Raw genomic sequence first — 15,128 nt, forward strand, 5'->3', positions numbered from 1 at the left:
GGTTTTCAGACTTTGCGGAAGCGGGCGGCGAAGAAGCCGTCGAGGCCGCGCAGCTCTGTCTCGGGGATCGCCATGTGCGGCAGTGTGCGCATGGTCCCCTCGGGCGTCGCGAACGCGGCGGGGACGCCCTCATTGATCGGGTCGAGCTGGAGCGCCGGGAGGTGCTTGGCGACGAAGCGGATCTGCGCCTCGCCCTCCTCCGGCTCGATCGAGCAGGTGGCGTAGACGAGGCTGCCGCCGCTCTCCACCCGGTCGGCGGCGTGGCGCAGGAGATCCTTCTGGACGCGCGAGAGGGCGGTGATGTCGGTCTTCGACTTCGCCCAGGCGACGTCCGGCTGGCGGCGCATGGTGCCCGTCGCCGAGCAGGGCGCGTCGAGGAGCACGGCATCGTAGGTGCCGCCCGCCTCCATCGCGTCGCCGACGACGACCTCCACACGGTCGCTGAGGCGCGTGCGGGCAAGGTTCTCGCGCAGCCGCTCGGCGCGGGCCGGGTCGATCTCCACCGCGGTCACCTTCGCGCCGCGGGCGGCGAGCTGCATCGTCTTGCCGCCGGGGGCCGCGCACAGATCGAGGACGCGCTTGCCCGCGACGTCGCCGAGGATGAGGGCCGGAAGCTGGGCCGCGAAATCCTGCACCCACCAGCCGCCTTCCGCGTAGCCCTCGATCTCCGTCACCGTGCCGGTCGGCAGGCGCGCGCCGCCGGTCGGCAGCGGCTCGGCCCCCTCGGGCAGCGGGCCGCCGGTCGCGGCGAAGGCGAGGTCGAGGCTCGGCTCCTCGCGGTGAATGGCGGCGATCGCCCCCGCCGTCGCGGCGCCATAGATCTCGACCCAGCGCCGCCACACCCAGTCCGGCGTGTTCGCCTCCACCGGGAGGCGCGCGAGGAGAAGGTCGCGCTCGCGCACGAGGCGGCGCAGGACGGCGTTGGCGAGGCCGGCGAAACCGCCCGTCGCCCCGTCGCCCTTCAGGAGCGCGACCGCGACATTGACGGCCGCATGGTCCGCCTGGCGCATGAAGAGGAGCTGCGCGGCCGAGATGCGTAGGATCGCGCGCACGGCGCTCGCCCGCTTCGGCAGCGGCTTGTCCATGAGATTGGCGAGGCACCAGTCGATATCGCCGCGGCGGCGCACCGTGATGCGCGCGATCGCGCGGGCGAGCGCGGCGTCGCGCGGGTCGAGGGCGCGCGTGTCGTCGCCATCGAGGACGGCGGCGAGCGGCTGATGGTCCTCGCAGACCGCGGAGACGATCTCTGCGGCCGCGGCGCGCGGGTCGCTGCCGCTCGTCTCACGCGCGCGCTTGGCGCCCTGGTGGTTGCCACGGGAGGGCGGTCGCCGACGCGCGCCGCCTCTGGTCTCGGTCTGTGTCATCCGCCCAATTGGCGCACAAATCGCGCGCCACTCAAGAGGAGATTCGCCGCGCTCCCGTGTCGGCGCGGCGCGGGCGGCTCAGCCCCAGGGGCCGGAGTTGCGCGGGCGGCCGCGCGGAGCCGACGGCGCGCCCCAGGGACCGCGCGTCTGCCGGTCCGGGGCGGGCGCGAGAGAGGCCGGCGTGCCGCCGATCTCGCCCGCATACTCGCGCAGCCGCGCGATGCGGTTCGCGGTGTTCGGGTGGGTGGAGAAGAGGTTGTCCATCCGCTGGCCCGACAGCGGGTTGATGATGAACATGTGCGCGGTCGCGGGCACCGCCTCCGCCTCTTCGTTGGGGATCGTGCGGCCGCGCTCCAGCTTCTCGAGCGCCGAGGCGAGCCACAGCGGCTGGCCGCAGATCTCTCCGCCGCGCCGGTCGGCCGCGTATTCGCGCGTGCGGCTGATCGCCATCTGCACCAGCATCGCCGCCAGCGGGGCGACGATCATGGTGAGGAGCACGCCGATGAAGCCGAACGGGTTCTCCCTGTTGCGGCCGAACAGGAAGGCGAAGTTCGCCAGCATCGAGATCGCGCCGGCAATGGTCGCCGTCAGCGTCATGATGAGGGTGTCGCGGTTCTGGACGTGGGCGAGCTCGTGGGCCATCACGCCGGCCACCTCCTCGCGCGTCATGCTGCGCAGGAGGCCGCGCGTCGCCGCCACGGCCGCGTTGTCCGGATTGCGCCCGGTCGCGAAGGCGTTCGGCTGGTCCTCGTCGAGAATATAGACGCGCGGCATCGGAAGCTGCGCGCGGGCGGCGAGCTCACGCACGATGCCGTAATATTCGGGGGCGGTGCGCTCATCCACCTCCCGCGCATGGTGCATGCGCAGGACGAGCTTGTCCGAATTCCAGTAGGAGAAGAAGTTCAGCGCCACGGCGATGCCGAACGCCACCAACATTCCCTGCTGCCCGCCGATGACGAAGCCGACGCCCATGAAAAGCGCGGTCAGGCCCGCGAGCAGGAGTGCCGTCCGAAAATAGTTCATCCGCCCGTCCGTCTATCTCCGCTCATACAGGCAAAATATTTGTACCCTGCAGAGCATTATCAACAGGCCCGGGCGCCTGAGACCGCTATCCGGCGGCGCTTTTGTCCTCGCCCGCCGTGGGAGCCTCCCACCGCAAAACGACGAACTTGTGGCGGTCGAAGAGCGGACCGAGGGGGCCGAGCGACACCGTCTTGATCGCCTTGGCGCCGACGCCCTGGTAGACGCGCATCGCGGCATCCGCGGTAATGCTGGCTTCGGTGCGCCACGCGCGCTTGCCGCGGCGCACGACCTCGTCGCCGAGCCAGTGGAGGAGCGCCGTCCCGATGCCGCGCCCGCGCGCCTTCGGATCGACCTTGAAGCCTTCGAGATAGAGCTCGTCGGCGCGGCCGCGACGTAGCGTCGCCTCCGTCAGGAGATAGCGCGCCGTGCCGCCGACGGCTCCGAAATGCTTGCGATAGCGGGAGGCGTCCGGCCAGACCGAGCCCTCACCGTCCATCCGGTAGGAGATGAGGCCCGCGACCTCGCCCTTCACGAGGGCGATGCAGATCCGGTCCGGCCGCAGGCGGTTGCCGAGCACCTTCTCGCGCACCTCCGGCAGGCCGACGATGCGGTTCAGCGTGGCGCGCTGGGCGACGGAGTAGGCTGCGGCGTCCGCCTGGAGGCTCTCCGGCACCGGAGAGACGAGCATCCAGTCTTCGCCCTGCTTGTAGATGCATTCGGGCGGGATGTCGGTGTGAGTGGCGGCGGCCATGGTGCGAGTTCCGGAACAGACGCGTGACAAGGAGACCATCGCACGAGGCGATGGCGGCGGCGCAAGCCGGTTCCTCACATACTATGCGTCTTTCTCCAAGTGCGCACGGTCGAGGGCGAGGAGCGTGTCCTTGTCCATCAGGAAGTCGCTGTCGCGCCAGACGCCTTCGAGACGCTTGAGGCGCACGCCGATCTCCGGCCCGCTCGGCGCGCCCTGCTCCAGGAGATCGGCCCCGGACACGGGGAAGCGCGGGCGCACCCAGGCGCGCGCGTCGCGTAGGATCCGGCCGACATCGATGACGTCGACCCCCTGCGCGAGCGCCAGCAGGAGCCCGTCGCAGAAGGCCTGATCGCCGTGTTCATAAAGAAGGACGCGCACGTGCGGGGCAGAGCGCGGCGGCATCTCCCGCGCGGCGCGGAGCGCGGCGAGCCCCCGGTCGCGCCGCTTGCGCGAGAGTTTCAGCGCGGTCGCGGCGGCGGAGAAGGCGTCGACGTCGAACTGGACGAGCGCGACGAGGCCGAGGACGGGCGAGAGCGAGCGCCCCGCCGCCGCCTCGACGCGCGCGAGCGCACGGAAGCCGGCCGAGGAGAGCGGCATCGGCAGGAAGGGCGCGAGGAAATCCTCCGCGACGAGAATGTCCACCGCGTCGACGGCCCCCTGCGCGCCCATCAGGCGGAAGAGCTCGTGCTGGACGCGCTCGACCGCGAGCCCGGCGAGGAGCGCCTTGTGGGCGCGCGAGGCGGCGAGTCCCTCTGCGTCGAACGGGCCGCGCCCATAGGCGGCGTGGAAGCGGAAGAAGCGCAGGATGCGCAGATGGTCCTCGAGGATGCGCTGCCCGGCGTCCCCGATGAAGCGGACATGATGGTCGAGACAGTCACGATAGCCGCCGACATAGTCGCTGCCGACGCCGTCGCGGTCGACATAGAGGGCGTTCATCGTGAAGTCGCGCCGGCCGGCATCCCGCGCCCAGTCGTCGGTGAAGCGCACCGTGGCGCGTCGGCCGTCGGTCGTCACGTCCTCGCGCAGCGTCGTCACCTCGAAGGGCTGGCCGGCGATGGTGATCGTGAGCGTGCCGTGGACGAGGCCGGTCTCGTAGACGTGGAAGCCCGCCGCCTTGGCGACGCGGGCGACGGTCTCGGGCGTCGCGACGGTCGCGACGTCGATATCGTCGATCGGCTCGAGGAGGAGGCTGTTGCGCACGGCGCCGCCGACGACGCGCGTGTCGGCAACGCCGCCAAGCGCGTCAAACAGTTGCGTCATCGGCCTGCTTCTCAGCCAATGCGCGGACAGTTGGAACCGCTCGACCACGCGTCAGGCTACCATCGCTGCATTGCGGCACAAAGCGCCGCGCCCCGCTTTCCCCTCATTCGCGCGGCCGGAAGCCGCCGGGGATGAGCTGGCCGTCGCGCAATTGGGTGGGAACATAGACGCCGTCGCTCTCGCTGCCTGACATGGCGAAATATACGAAGCCGAGGATCACAAGGACGAGGCCGGCGAGAGAAAGATAGAAGGTGGCGCGGCCGAGACTCTGCACCCGTGCCCCTGTCGGCCCCTGCGTCGCGACGCGATAGACGAAGAAGCCGATGAACGGCAGCAGGAACAGGACGATCTGTGTGATGATGACGCGTATCATTCCGGATAGAGCCGTTCGCTGACGAGCTTCAGGATACCCGCGGTCACACCCCAGATCCGCCGGTCGCGATAGTAGACCTCGAAATAGCGCCGCATCTCGCCGTCGCGCTCCACCTCGACCTCCCGCCGCTCCGCGTGGCTCATCACGAGCGCCCAGGGTGCGGTGAAGGCGGCGGCCACCTCGTCGGGGCTCGCGTGGAGCACGACGGGGCGGCGCAGGACGCCGAGGACGGGGATCACATAGAAGCCGGTCCGCGTCACGTAAGGCTCGCTGACGCCGAGCGGGGCGACCGCGTCCGGCGGCAGGGCGATCTCCTCCTCCGCCTCGCGCAGTGCCGCCATCGTCGGCGTCTCGGCGTCCTCGATCTTGCCGCCCGGCAGCGCGATCTGCCCCGCATGGGCGGAGAGGTGCGCCGCCCGCTCGGTGAGGATGACCGCGAGGCGCCCCTCCTCGTCCTTGGCGAGCACCATCAGCACGGCCGCCTGGCGCAGCGGCGCGAAGTCCGGATCCGGCCAAAGGTGCGGGTTGAGGACGTGGTCGCCATGGACCGGCGTGTCGTCGCGCAGCGGCTCAAGCGGCGGATGGAGAAGTCGCGCGCGCCAGATGAGGTCGACGAAGGCGGGGTCCTCGGGGTCGGGCGGGAGGATCGCGATCGGCTCGGCCCCCTCGCCCGCGACCGGACGGACGGGAATCGCGTCCTGCGCCTGCGGCGAATGCGCCGTCTCGTCGGGCCCCGCTTCGGCCGTGTCACCGGCCTCGCGGCCCTCCATGTGGCGATCCGTCACGCGTCGGCCTCTGCGTTGGTGTCGAGGGGGAAGAAGGTGCCGGCGCTCCAGACGCCGAACCGGCCCGCCTCGCGCGGCGATTCGTCCGCAAGATCAGCAAGTTCCAGCGCCATCGGCCGTGTGAGTCGCGCCTCCAGCCCGCCGCGCACGCGCACATAGGGGAGGAAGCCGCCGGTGTCCGCCTCGACGCCCGCGCGCAGCGGATGGTCGGCGTCGACGGTCACGACATCGCCCACATTGGTGCGCAGCGTCAGGTTCATCGCCGCGCCCTCGCCTTCGGCGACCAGCTCGACGGCGACGAACGGGGCGTCATCCACATCGATCGTGACCTTCTCTACGGGAGTAACGAGGACGAAGCTTGCGTCAGGCTCTCTTCGCAGAACACTCGAAAAGAGCCGCACAAGCCGCTCCCTGTGGATGGGCGTCCCGAGATAATACCACGTGCCGTCGGCCGCGATCCGCATCGGGATGCGCCCGCAATCGGCGGGATTCCAACGCTCTACAGGCGCGGCTCCACCACCGAGCTCGGCCGCGCGCGCAATCAGCGCGCCGAGCGGGGTCGCGGGATCTTGATCGAGTTCGTCGTCTGTGTGCGCCACCAGACCGCAGCTCTCCAGTTGCAAGGCGTCGAGCGATGGGCAACGCTCTCACCCGACGATCTAATGCATAGCGTTCGGCCTTCCAAACCATGAACAAATGGTTAGGCGACTGCGGCCCAGACCTTGCTTTTAGTCATCAGGGTCGCCGGGCAGGCGAGCCCACAGAGGTGTGTTATGAATAACTTCAGTGTCATCGAGCCCACCGACGACCTTGTGCGCGTCGCCGAAATCGAAGCAGCCGTTGCCCGCCTCAGCGCCGCGAAAACCGAGGTGGATCGGATCATTTTCGGTCAGGGCGATGTGGTCGAGCGCTCGCTGATCGCGATCCTGTGCGGCGGTCATGCCCTGCTCGTCGGCGTGCCCGGCCTCGCCAAGACGAAACTTGTCTCCACTCTCGGCACGGTCCTAGGACTGGATGACCGGCGGATCCAGTTCACCCCGGATCTCATGCCGTCCGACATTCTGGGCGCGGAAGTGCTGGAGCAGGCCGCCACCGGCGAACGTGCCTTCCGCTTCATCAAAGGCCCGGTTTTTGCGCAACTTTTGATGGCGGATGAAATCAACCGCGCCTCGCCGCGCACGCAGTCCGCGCTGCTGCAGGCGATGCAGGAAGGCTTCGTCACCATCGCCGGCACGCCGCACGCGCTGCCGACCCCCTTCCACGTGCTCGCGACGCAGAACCCGCTCGAGCAGGAAGGCACCTACCCGCTGCCCGAAGCCCAGCTCGACCGCTTCATCATGCAGGTCGATGTCGACTATCCGGATCGTGACGCCGAACGCCGCATCCTCATCGAGACGACCGGCATCGACGACGCGACCCCCGCCCAGGTCCTCTCGCGCGACGAACTGATGGGGCTGCAGACGATGGTGCGCCGGATGCCCGTCGGCGAGACGGTGGTCGAGGCGATCCTCGATCTCGTCCGCTCGGCCCGCCCGGAAGAGAATGAAGAGCTCGCCGGCAAGGTCGCCTGGGGCCCCGGTCCGCGCGCCAGCCAGTCGCTGATGCTCGCGACCCGCGCCCGCGCGATGCTCCAGACCCGCCTCGCCCCCTCGCGGGAAGACGTGATCGCCCTCGCCGAGCCGATCCTCCAGCACCGCATGGCGCTCACCTACGCCGCGCGCGCGGACGGCTACACCGTGAAGGGCGTGATCCAGCAGCTCGTGAGCAAGATCTAGTGTTCCCCGGATTCCGGCGGCCCGATCACGGCACGACGGACGCCCCTTCGCAGGGGGCGATGCTGGAGGCCAAGTCCGCGGCCGCGAACCTGCCCGACCTCCTGGTGGAGGCCAAGCGCGTCGCGGCGTCGGTGGCGGCCGGCTGGCACGGACGGCGCCGCGCCGGCCCGGGCGAGACCTTCTGGCAGTTCCGTCCGTTCGATTTCGGCGAGCCCGCCCGGCGGATCGACTGGCGCCGCTCGGCCCGTGACGACACCCTCCTCGTGCGTGAGCGCGAGTGGGAGGCTGCGCACACGGTCGTGATGTGGGTCGACCGCACCGCCTCCATGCGGGTGCGCTCGCGCCTCGCGGAATCGTCGAAGGAGTCGCGCGCCCTCGTCCTCCTCCTCGCCCTCGCCGAGCTTCTCGGCCGCGGCGGCGAGCGGATCGGCCTCGCGGACGGCCCGCCGCCCACCTCGCGGCGCGACGCGGCGGACCGGATCGCCGACGCGATCCTGGAGACCGAAGGGAACGCTACCGCACGGCCGAAGCTCTACAATCTGCCGCGCCATTGCGACGTCGTCCTCATCGGCGACTTCCTCGACCCGATGGAGGAGTGGGCCGAGACGTTCCGCACCCTTGCGGGGCGCGGCGCGCGGACTCATCTCGTGCAGGTGCTCGATCCTGCGGAGGAACAGTTCCCGTTCGGTGGCCGCACCCGCTTCGTCGACCCCGAATCGGGGCTCGCCTTCCTCGTCGGCAAGGCCGAGGCGTGGCGCACGAGCTATCAGGATACTCTCGCCGCCCACAAGGCGGCGCTCGCGCAGGAGGCCAGACGGTTGGGCTCTTCGCTGATCGTTCATCACACGGATCGCTCCGCTGCGCCCGCGCTGCTCGCGCTTCGCACGGCACTCGCAGGGGAGCGTGACGGCCCGGCGGCATGATGCCTGCCGTATGAGGAGAGCACGATGAGTGTAGTGGGGTTCGGCGCGCCCGCAGTGCTTTGGGCGTTGTTGCTCCTGCCGCTTCTTTGGTGGCTGCTGAGGGCGACACCCCCGCGTCCGCACGACATCACGTTCGGTCCGACGCGACTGCTGCTCGGCTTGTTGAAGCGGGAGGAGACGCCGACCCGCACCCCGTGGTGGCTGATGCTCGTTCGCCTGGCGATCGCGGCCTTCGTCATCATCGCCCTCGCCCAGCCCATCCTGCGGCCGGAGAACGCGGTGGCGGTCGGCGACGGGCCGATGCTCATCGTCGTGGACGACACGTTCGCGGCGGCGGGCGACTGGGAGGCCCGCGTCGGCGCGGCCGAGCGCCTCATCACCGAGGCCGAGAGCGCCAACCGCGCCGTGATCCTCGTCGCGACCTCCGACGCCACGACCACCCCGCTCACCGCTGGCAGCCCGAGCGCCGCGCGCGACCTCCTCGCGAGCCTGGAGCCGCAGCCCTGGCGCGCCCGCCGCGGCGCCCTCGCCGACCGCCTCGCCGACATGACCGTCGGCGGCGTCGCCTGGCTGTCCGACGGGCTCGGCGGGGAGGACGATGTGCGCCTCTACACCGCCCTCTCCGAGGCGAGCGAATCGCCCGTGCGCCTCTTCGTGCCCGATCCGGGCGGCATCCTCGGCGTCTCCGACGTCCAGAACACCGCCGACGGGATGAGCGTGTCGCTCGTCTCCGACGCCGCCACCGACGGCACCGCGCGCCAGGTGCGCATCCTCGACGAGAAGGGCTTCGTCCTCGCCGAGGGTCCCGTGACCTTCACCGGCGGCGAGACCATCGCCACCGCGACCCTCAACCTGCCGACCGAGCTGCGCAACGACGCGATGCGCGTCACCGTCGGCGGCGAGCGCAACGCGGGGGCCGTGCGCCTTCTCGACGAGCGCTTCCGCCGCCGCACGGTCGGCCTCATCTCGGGCGGCTCGCTGGATCTTGCCCAGCCGCTCCTGTCGCCGCTCCATTATCTGCGCGCCGCGCTCGCGCCCTCGTCGGACCTGCGCACGCCGACCGCGCTCGACCTTCCGAGCGCCGTCGACGAGCTGATCGACGCCGGCACCTCCGTCATCATCCTCGCCGATGTCGGCACGCTCCTCCCCTCCACGCAGGATGCGATCGCCCGCTGGATCAATGCCGGCGGCGTCCTCCTGCGCTTCGCGGGACCGCGCACCGCCGACGGGATGGACGATCTCGTCCCCGTCCCGATGCGCGAGGGGGCCCGCACGCTCGGCGGCACCCTCTCCTGGGAAGAGCCGCAGCCGCTGACCGACTTCAGCAATGACGGCCCGTTCGCCTCCCTCGCCGTCCCGAACGACGTGACGGTGACACGCCAGCTCCTCGCCGAGCCGTCGATCGCGCTGACCCAGCGGACCTGGGCGGCCCTCGCCGACGGCACCCCCTTCGTCACCGGCCGCAATATCGGCGCGGGCTGGGTCGTGTTCTTCCACGTGACGGCCGACACGAGCTGGTCGAACCTGCCGCTCTCGGCCTCCTTCGTGGAGATGCTGCGCGCGGTGGTGGAACTCTCCGCGGCGACGACCGGCAGCGGCGACGGACAGAGCGGCCCGGCCCTGCCGCCCTATCGCGTCCTCGACGGGGCGGGCCGCCTCGTCGCGCCCGGCCCGCTCGTCGAGCCGCTCGTCCAGCGCGACATGGACCCCGGTCCGCGCCACCCGCCGGGCCTCTACGGCACCGACGGCGCCTTCCGCGCGATCAACCTCCTGAAGGACGGCGAGCGCCTCGCCGCCATCGATCCGGCCCAATTCCCGGACGCCAATGTCGGCCGCTACACGACCGAAGGGCCCACCGAGCTCAAAGGCACATTCATGACACTGGCCGCGCTTCTGCTCCTCGTCGACGCCATCGCGATCCTCGTCCTGATGGGGGCCTTCCGCCGGCGGATCGCCACCGCGATGATCGCGCTCGCGGCGGCGCTCCCGGCGCTCGGCCTGATCGGCACCCCGCCGGCCGCGGCCCAGACCCCGAGCGCGACCGAGTTCGCGATGCGCGCCTCTCTCGAGACGCGCCTCGCCTACGTCTCCACCGGGGACCAGAATCTCGACCGCGTGAGCGAGGCGGGGCTGCGCGGCCTCTCCGACGCCCTCATGCGGCGCACGGCCGTGGAGCCGGCCGAGCCGATGGGCGTCAACCTCGAGACCGACGACCTCGCCTTCTTTCCGCTCCTCTACTGGCCGCTCTCGCCCCAGAGCGAGCGCCCGTCCGACGAGGCGATCGCGAAGGTCGACGCCTACATGAAGAATGGCGGGACGATCCTCTTCGACACGCGCGACCAGAGCAGCGCCGTCCTCAACAGCACGTCGGCGTCCACGCAGGCGCTGCGCGACATCCTCTCCGGGCTCGACATTCCCCCGCTGGAGCCCGTCCCGCAGGATCATGTGCTGACGAAGACCTTCTACCTCCTCTCCGGCTTTCCGGGCCGCTGGGCGGGCTCGCCACTCTGGGTCGAGACGATCACGGCCGAAAGCTCGGCCGAGCGGCCGGCGCGGGCGGGTGACGGCGTGTCGCCGATCCTCATCACCGCCAACGACCTCGCCGGCGCCTGGGCCGTGAACCCGGACGGCACCTACCTCTTTCCGACGGTTCCCAACGACCCCTACCAGCGCGAGATGGCGCTTCGGGCCGGGATCAACATCGCGATCTACACGATGACCGGGAACTACAAGGCCGACCAGGTCCACATCCCGGCTCTCCTCGAGCGGCTGGGTCAGTGAGGGACATGATGGATTTCAGTCTCGCGTTCCATCCCTTCATCCCATGGTGGCTCGTCGCCGCGTTCGCGGTGGTCGGGCTCCTCTTCGCCGGGATCGGGCTCTTCCGCCGCGTGCGCGGCTCGACGGTGCGCGCCCTCGCGGTCGTGCTCTTCGCGCTCGCCCTCCTCAATCCCGCCCTCCAGCGCGAGGTGCGCGAGCCGCTCGACGGGGTGGTCGCGGTCGTCGTCGACCGCACGCAAAGCCAGCGCGCCGCCGGCCGCGTCGCCGCGACCGACGCGCTCGCCGAGACGCTGGTGGAGCGCCTTGAGGCGACCCCCGGCCTCGAGGTGCGCACGCTGACCGTCGACCGCGCCGCGCCCGACCAGGACGGCACGGTCCTCTTCGGCCCGCTCGCCGACCTCCTCGGCGACGTCCCGCCCGACCGGATCGCCGGCGCCCTCATCGTCACCGACGGCCAGGTCCACGACGTGCCGGGCACCGCCCCCTTCAACGCGCCGATCCACAGCCTCGTCGTCGGCCATGAGGACGAGCGCGACCGGCGCATCGAGATCGTCGCCGCGCCCCGCTTCGGCCTCGTCGGCTCGACCCAGACCATCGTCGTGCGCGTGCAGGACACGGGCGCGGAGAACGAGGAGATCCCCCTCACCGTCAAGATCGACGACCAGCTCGTGGAGCGGCGCCAGGTCATGGTCGGCGAGGAGGTCGCGATCGCCGCGCCGATCAATCATGGCGGCGACAATTTCTTCCAGTTCGAGGTGCCGACGGTCGAGGGCGAGCTTACCGACGTCAACAACACCACCGTCGCGATCGTGGAGGGCGTGCGCGAGAATCTGCGCGTCCTTCTCGTCTCCGGCGAGCCGCACGCGGGCGAGCGCACGTGGCGGAACCTCCTGAAGTCCGACGCCTCGGTGGATCTCGTCCACTTCACAATCCTGCGCCCTCCGGAGAAGCAGGACGGCACGCCGATCAACGAGTTGTCGCTGATCGCCTTCCCGACGCGTGAGCTGTTCAGCCAGAAGATCGACGAGTTCGACCTCATCGTCTTCGACCGCTACCACCGGCGCAACGTGCTCCCGGCGCTCTATTTCGACAACATCGCCCAGTATGTCCTCAACGGCGGCGCGGTGCTGATCGCGGCCGGGCCCGACTATGCGGGGCCGCGCTCGATCTATCACACCCCGCTCGCGGCCGCCCTTCCGGCCACCCCGTCCGGCTCGATCATCGAGGAGCCCTTCCGGCCCGAGGTGTCCGAGCGCGGCGCGCGCCACCCGGTGACGCGCAACCTGCCGGGCTCGGAGAGCGATCCGCCGGCCTGGAGCGAGTGGTTCCGCCAGGTGGAGACCATCCCGACCAATGGCGAGACGGTCATGACCGGGGCGCGCGCGAACCCGCTCCTCACGCTGGCGCGCGAGGGCGAGGGCCGCGTCGCGATGATGATGTCGGACCACATCTGGCTCTGGGCGCGCGGGTTCGACGGGGGCGGCCCGCACGTCCCGCTGCTGCGGCGCCTGTCGCACTGGCTGATGAAGGAGCCCGAACTGGAAGAGGAGGCGCTCCGCCTCGAGGCCGGCCCCGGCACGCTCACGATCGAGCGGCAGACCCTCTCCGACGCGGTGAGCCCCGTCACCCTCACCTCCCCCGCCGGCGAGACGCAGACGATCACGCTGGAGGAGGCCGAGCCCGGCCTCTGGCGCGCCGCGATCGACGCGCCAGACATGGGCCTCTATCGCGCGACGGACGGCACGCTCTCGGCGCTCGGCCATGTCGGTCCGGCGAACCCGCTTGAGGCGCAGGATCTGCGCTCCGACACGGCGAAGCTCGCCCCGCTCGCCGAGCTGACGCGCGGCTCGGTCCGCCGCGTGGAGCCCGGCGACGCGGCCCCGCGCGTGCTGATGCGCACCGACGGCCGCTCGATGGCGGGCACCGACTGGGTGGGCCTGCGCCGCTCCGAGGCGAGCGAGCTCGTCGGCATCGACCGCGTGCCGCTCTTCGCCGGTTTCCTCGGCCTCGCGCTCCTCTTGGCCGGCCTCTCCGGCACCTGGTGGCGCGAGGGCCACTGAGCCGAACCCGGCCCCACGGCCGGGGAGGAAGAATGAGGCGGCGCCTTTCGGGGCGCCGCCTTTTTTGTCGCGCGACGCCGCTGGTGAACGACCGAGCTGCGCCTTCCGCAGTGCCTTGCCCCGCGATGCGGGGCCACCGCGCATGGCTTGATTGTGCGATCCACGCGCGACTATCCTTGCGTGTGGATGCGCCCCGGTCCCCATCCGGCCGGAGGGAGGTTCGGCAATGCCGCTTGAGCGTCTCACTCTCAGAAGCGTGCGGGCGCGGCCCGTCGTCCTGCCGCTGGAACGGCCGATCGTGGCGCGCATCGCGACCATCACGCGATGGCCGCTCATCCTCATCGATCTGGAGACGGAGGAAGGCGTCACCGGGCGCGCCTATCTGGAGCCCTATCTCGAACACGCGATGCGCTATCTCGTGCCCGCGCTCCACGATCTCGGCCGGGCCCTCGCCGGGCGGCGGCTTGCGCCGGTGGAGATCTACGAGGCGGCGCGCAAGTCGCTCCACTTCGTCGGCTATGCAGGCCAGTCGATGATCGCGGCGTCCGGGCTCGACATGGCCGCATGGGACGCGCTTGCGCGCGCGGCGGGCGTGCCGCTCTGCGTCCTCCTCGGCGGGTCGGTGGGTCCGGTGCGAAGCTACAACAGCAACGGCCTCTGGCTGCGCGAGCCCGCCGCCGTCGCCGACGAGGCGGTCGCGCTTCGCGACGAGGGCGGCTTCACGGGGCTGAAGCTGCGCCTCGGCCGCGACGATGCGCGCATCGATCTCGCGACGATAGAGGCCGTGCGGCGTTCGGTCGGCGAAGAGATGCGCCTGATGATCGACTTCAACCAGGGCCTCGACATGGCCGAGGCCCGCCGCCGCTGCCACATGCTCGACCCGCTCGGCCTCGAATGGATCGAGGAGCCGGTCGTCTATGACAATTTTCGCGGCTGCGCCGCGCTCGCATCGGAGCTGAAGACGCCGCTCCAGATCGGCGAGAATTTCTACGGCCCGCGCGAGCTCCACGCGGCCCTCGCGATGAACGCCTGCGATCTCGTGATGCCCGACTTCATGCGCATCGGCGGCGTCACCGGCTGGATGCGGGCGCAGGCCATCGCCGGCGCGATGGGCATCCCGATCTCGACCCATCTCTATCCGGAGGTCGCCGCCCACGTGATGCGCGTCACCGAGACCGCGCACTGGCTGGAGTGGCAGAACTGGGCCGACCCGATCCTCGCCGAGCCCTACGCGGTCGCCGGTGGCGACATCGTCATCCCGGACCGCCCGGGCGTCGGGATGGACTGGAACGAGGACGCGGTGGCGGCCCACGCCGTGAGCCTCTGATGGCCGGAGCTTGACGAAACGGCGCAGCACCGCGCGACGCATACGCCGACAACGCGCCGGCAACGCTCCCAAGCCGAAGGCCGGCGTCGCGACCGATGCGACGGGGCTCGCCCATCGCATTGGTGCTGTTCGATTGACATCCTGATGGATCGCCGCCAACTGGTGACTGCCGAGAATAGAGTTGCAGGGTGGTGTCTCCTGCGCCCGTCCGAGACGGGTTCTTCCCAGCCACGGCGTCAAACCTGATCCCAACAGGAAGGCGCTGCGACCGCGTTCTCAGCCTTTCCTGGGGTTCTCCAACGGACGGACCGCCAGACGGCTGCCGGGAAAGCAAAGCATCATGCAAATCCACCTCGCCTCCACCCTCGCCCTCCTGGGCGCGATCGTCTTCGAGGTCGCCGGCACCAGCTTCCTGCAAAAATCCGCGCAATTCACGAAGCCGGTGCCCACCGCCATCATGGCGGTGCTCTACATCCTGTCCTTCTACCTTCTCTCCGTCGCGCTGAAATCGCTGCCGCTCGGGATCGCCTACGCGATCTGGGGCGGTCTCGGCATCGTCCTGACCGCGATCATCAGCGTCGTGGTCTTCCGCCAGACGCTGGACGTGATGGCCATGGTCGGGATCGCCCTGATCGTCGCCGGTGTGGTGGTGATCAACGTCTTTTCAAACGCCTCGCATTGAGGCGATCGGCCCGTCCCCACCGCC

The 15,128-nt window shown here is 70.5% G+C and carries 13 protein-coding genes; 6 read left to right on the forward strand and 7 right to left on the reverse strand.

Features of this window, described 5'->3' with window-relative positions; all coding sequences use genetic code 11:
• Nucleotides 1–5 precede the first annotated feature (5 nt).
• From DBV35_RS26610 to DBV35_RS26640, 7 genes are all read right to left on the reverse strand, one after another.
• Nucleotides 6–1,364: an RsmB/NOP family class I SAM-dependent RNA methyltransferase gene (locus DBV35_RS26610; RefSeq protein WP_108663396.1), complete on the reverse strand. Its 1,359-nt coding sequence runs from the start codon at nt 1,362–1,364 to the stop codon at nt 6–8.
• A 78-nt stretch (nt 1,365–1,442) separates the two neighbouring features.
• Nucleotides 1,443–2,387, reverse strand: coding sequence for a zinc metalloprotease HtpX (gene htpX, locus DBV35_RS26615; protein ID WP_108663397.1), 945 nt, complete (start codon nt 2,385–2,387; stop codon nt 1,443–1,445).
• Nucleotides 2,388–2,472: 85 nt separating this feature from the next.
• Nucleotides 2,473–3,138 (reverse strand): GNAT family N-acetyltransferase, encoded by a 666-nt coding sequence (locus DBV35_RS26620; protein WP_108663398.1) that lies wholly within the window; start codon nt 3,136–3,138, stop codon nt 2,473–2,475.
• An 81-nt stretch (nt 3,139–3,219) separates the two neighbouring features.
• A complete protein-coding gene (locus tag DBV35_RS26625) occupies nt 3,220–4,398 on the reverse strand; it encodes a CCA tRNA nucleotidyltransferase (protein ID WP_108663399.1) in 1,179 nt (392 codons plus the stop codon).
• 103 nt (nt 4,399–4,501) lie between these two features.
• Complete coding sequence (locus DBV35_RS26630; protein ID WP_108663400.1) at nt 4,502–4,771, reverse strand: DUF6111 family protein; 270 nt, start codon at nt 4,769–4,771, stop codon at nt 4,502–4,504.
• Entirely contained in the window at nt 4,768–5,556 is a 789-nt protein-coding gene (locus tag DBV35_RS26635) for an NUDIX hydrolase (RefSeq protein ID WP_170135046.1), read from the reverse strand. The genes DBV35_RS26630 and DBV35_RS26635 overlap by 4 nt, the downstream gene beginning before the upstream one ends.
• On the reverse strand, nt 5,553–6,155 hold the full coding sequence (locus DBV35_RS26640; protein WP_245944107.1) for a DUF1285 domain-containing protein: 603 nt from the start codon (nt 6,153–6,155) through the stop codon (nt 5,553–5,555). Before DBV35_RS26640 ends, DBV35_RS26635 begins: the two co-directional genes overlap by 4 nt.
• Nucleotides 6,156–6,329: 174 nt before the next feature.
• On the opposite strand from DBV35_RS26640, the gene DBV35_RS26645 reads away from it, so the two are divergent.
• The 6 genes from DBV35_RS26645 (at nt 6,330) to DBV35_RS26670 (ending at nt 15,104) form a co-directional block, all read left to right on the forward strand.
• Nucleotides 6,330–7,331, forward strand: a complete 1,002-nt coding sequence (locus DBV35_RS26645) for an AAA family ATPase (RefSeq protein WP_108663403.1) — start codon at nt 6,330–6,332, stop codon at nt 7,329–7,331.
• A gap of 59 nt (nt 7,332–7,390) precedes the next feature.
• The gene (locus tag DBV35_RS26650) at nt 7,391–8,254 is read left to right on the forward strand and encodes a DUF58 domain-containing protein (RefSeq protein ID WP_108663404.1); all 864 of its coding nucleotides are present in this window, start codon (nt 7,391–7,393) and stop codon (nt 8,252–8,254) included.
• Between the two features lie 24 nt (nt 8,255–8,278).
• The gene (locus DBV35_RS26655; RefSeq protein ID WP_108663405.1) at nt 8,279–11,035 is read left to right on the forward strand and encodes a DUF4159 domain-containing protein; all 2,757 of its coding nucleotides are present in this window, start codon (nt 8,279–8,281) and stop codon (nt 11,033–11,035) included.
• An 8-nt stretch (nt 11,036–11,043) separates the two neighbouring features.
• A complete protein-coding gene (locus DBV35_RS26660; RefSeq protein ID WP_108663494.1) occupies nt 11,044–13,095 on the forward strand; it encodes a hypothetical protein in 2,052 nt (683 codons plus the stop codon).
• 226 nt (nt 13,096–13,321) lie between these two features.
• Nucleotides 13,322–14,422: an enolase C-terminal domain-like protein gene (locus tag DBV35_RS26665; RefSeq protein WP_108663406.1), complete on the forward strand. Its 1,101-nt coding sequence runs from the start codon at nt 13,322–13,324 to the stop codon at nt 14,420–14,422.
• A 340-nt stretch (nt 14,423–14,762) separates the two neighbouring features.
• Complete coding sequence (locus tag DBV35_RS26670; protein WP_108663407.1) at nt 14,763–15,104, forward strand: DMT family transporter; 342 nt, start codon at nt 14,763–14,765, stop codon at nt 15,102–15,104.
• The last annotated feature ends 24 nt before the right edge of the window (nt 15,105–15,128 follow it).

The sequence above is a fragment of the Acuticoccus kandeliae genome (assembly GCF_003073115.1).

Coding starts and splice junctions, on each gene's coding strand:
- DBV35_RS26620 (WP_108663398.1), bottom strand. CDS start 3,138: ATGGCCGCCGCCACTCACACCGACATCCCGCCCGAATGCATCTACAAG.
- DBV35_RS26630 (WP_108663400.1), bottom strand. CDS start 4,771: ATGATACGCGTCATCATCACACAGATCGTCCTGTTCCTGCTGCCGTTC.
- DBV35_RS26650 (WP_108663404.1), top strand. CDS start 7,391: ATGCTGGAGGCCAAGTCCGCGGCCGCGAACCTGCCCGACCTCCTGGTG.
- DBV35_RS26655 (WP_108663405.1), top strand. CDS start 8,279: ATGAGTGTAGTGGGGTTCGGCGCGCCCGCAGTGCTTTGGGCGTTGTTG.
- DBV35_RS26625 (WP_108663399.1), bottom strand. CDS start 4,398: ATGACGCAACTGTTTGACGCGCTTGGCGGCGTTGCCGACACGCGCGTC.
- DBV35_RS26670 (WP_108663407.1), top strand. CDS start 14,763: ATGCAAATCCACCTCGCCTCCACCCTCGCCCTCCTGGGCGCGATCGTC.
- DBV35_RS26660 (WP_108663494.1), top strand. CDS start 11,044: ATGGATTTCAGTCTCGCGTTCCATCCCTTCATCCCATGGTGGCTCGTC.
- DBV35_RS26645 (WP_108663403.1), top strand. CDS start 6,330: ATGAATAACTTCAGTGTCATCGAGCCCACCGACGACCTTGTGCGCGTC.
- DBV35_RS26665 (WP_108663406.1), top strand. CDS start 13,322: ATGCCGCTTGAGCGTCTCACTCTCAGAAGCGTGCGGGCGCGGCCCGTC.
- htpX (WP_108663397.1), bottom strand. CDS start 2,387: ATGAACTATTTTCGGACGGCACTCCTGCTCGCGGGCCTGACCGCGCTT.
- DBV35_RS26610 (WP_108663396.1), bottom strand. CDS start 1,364: ATGACACAGACCGAGACCAGAGGCGGCGCGCGTCGGCGACCGCCCTCC.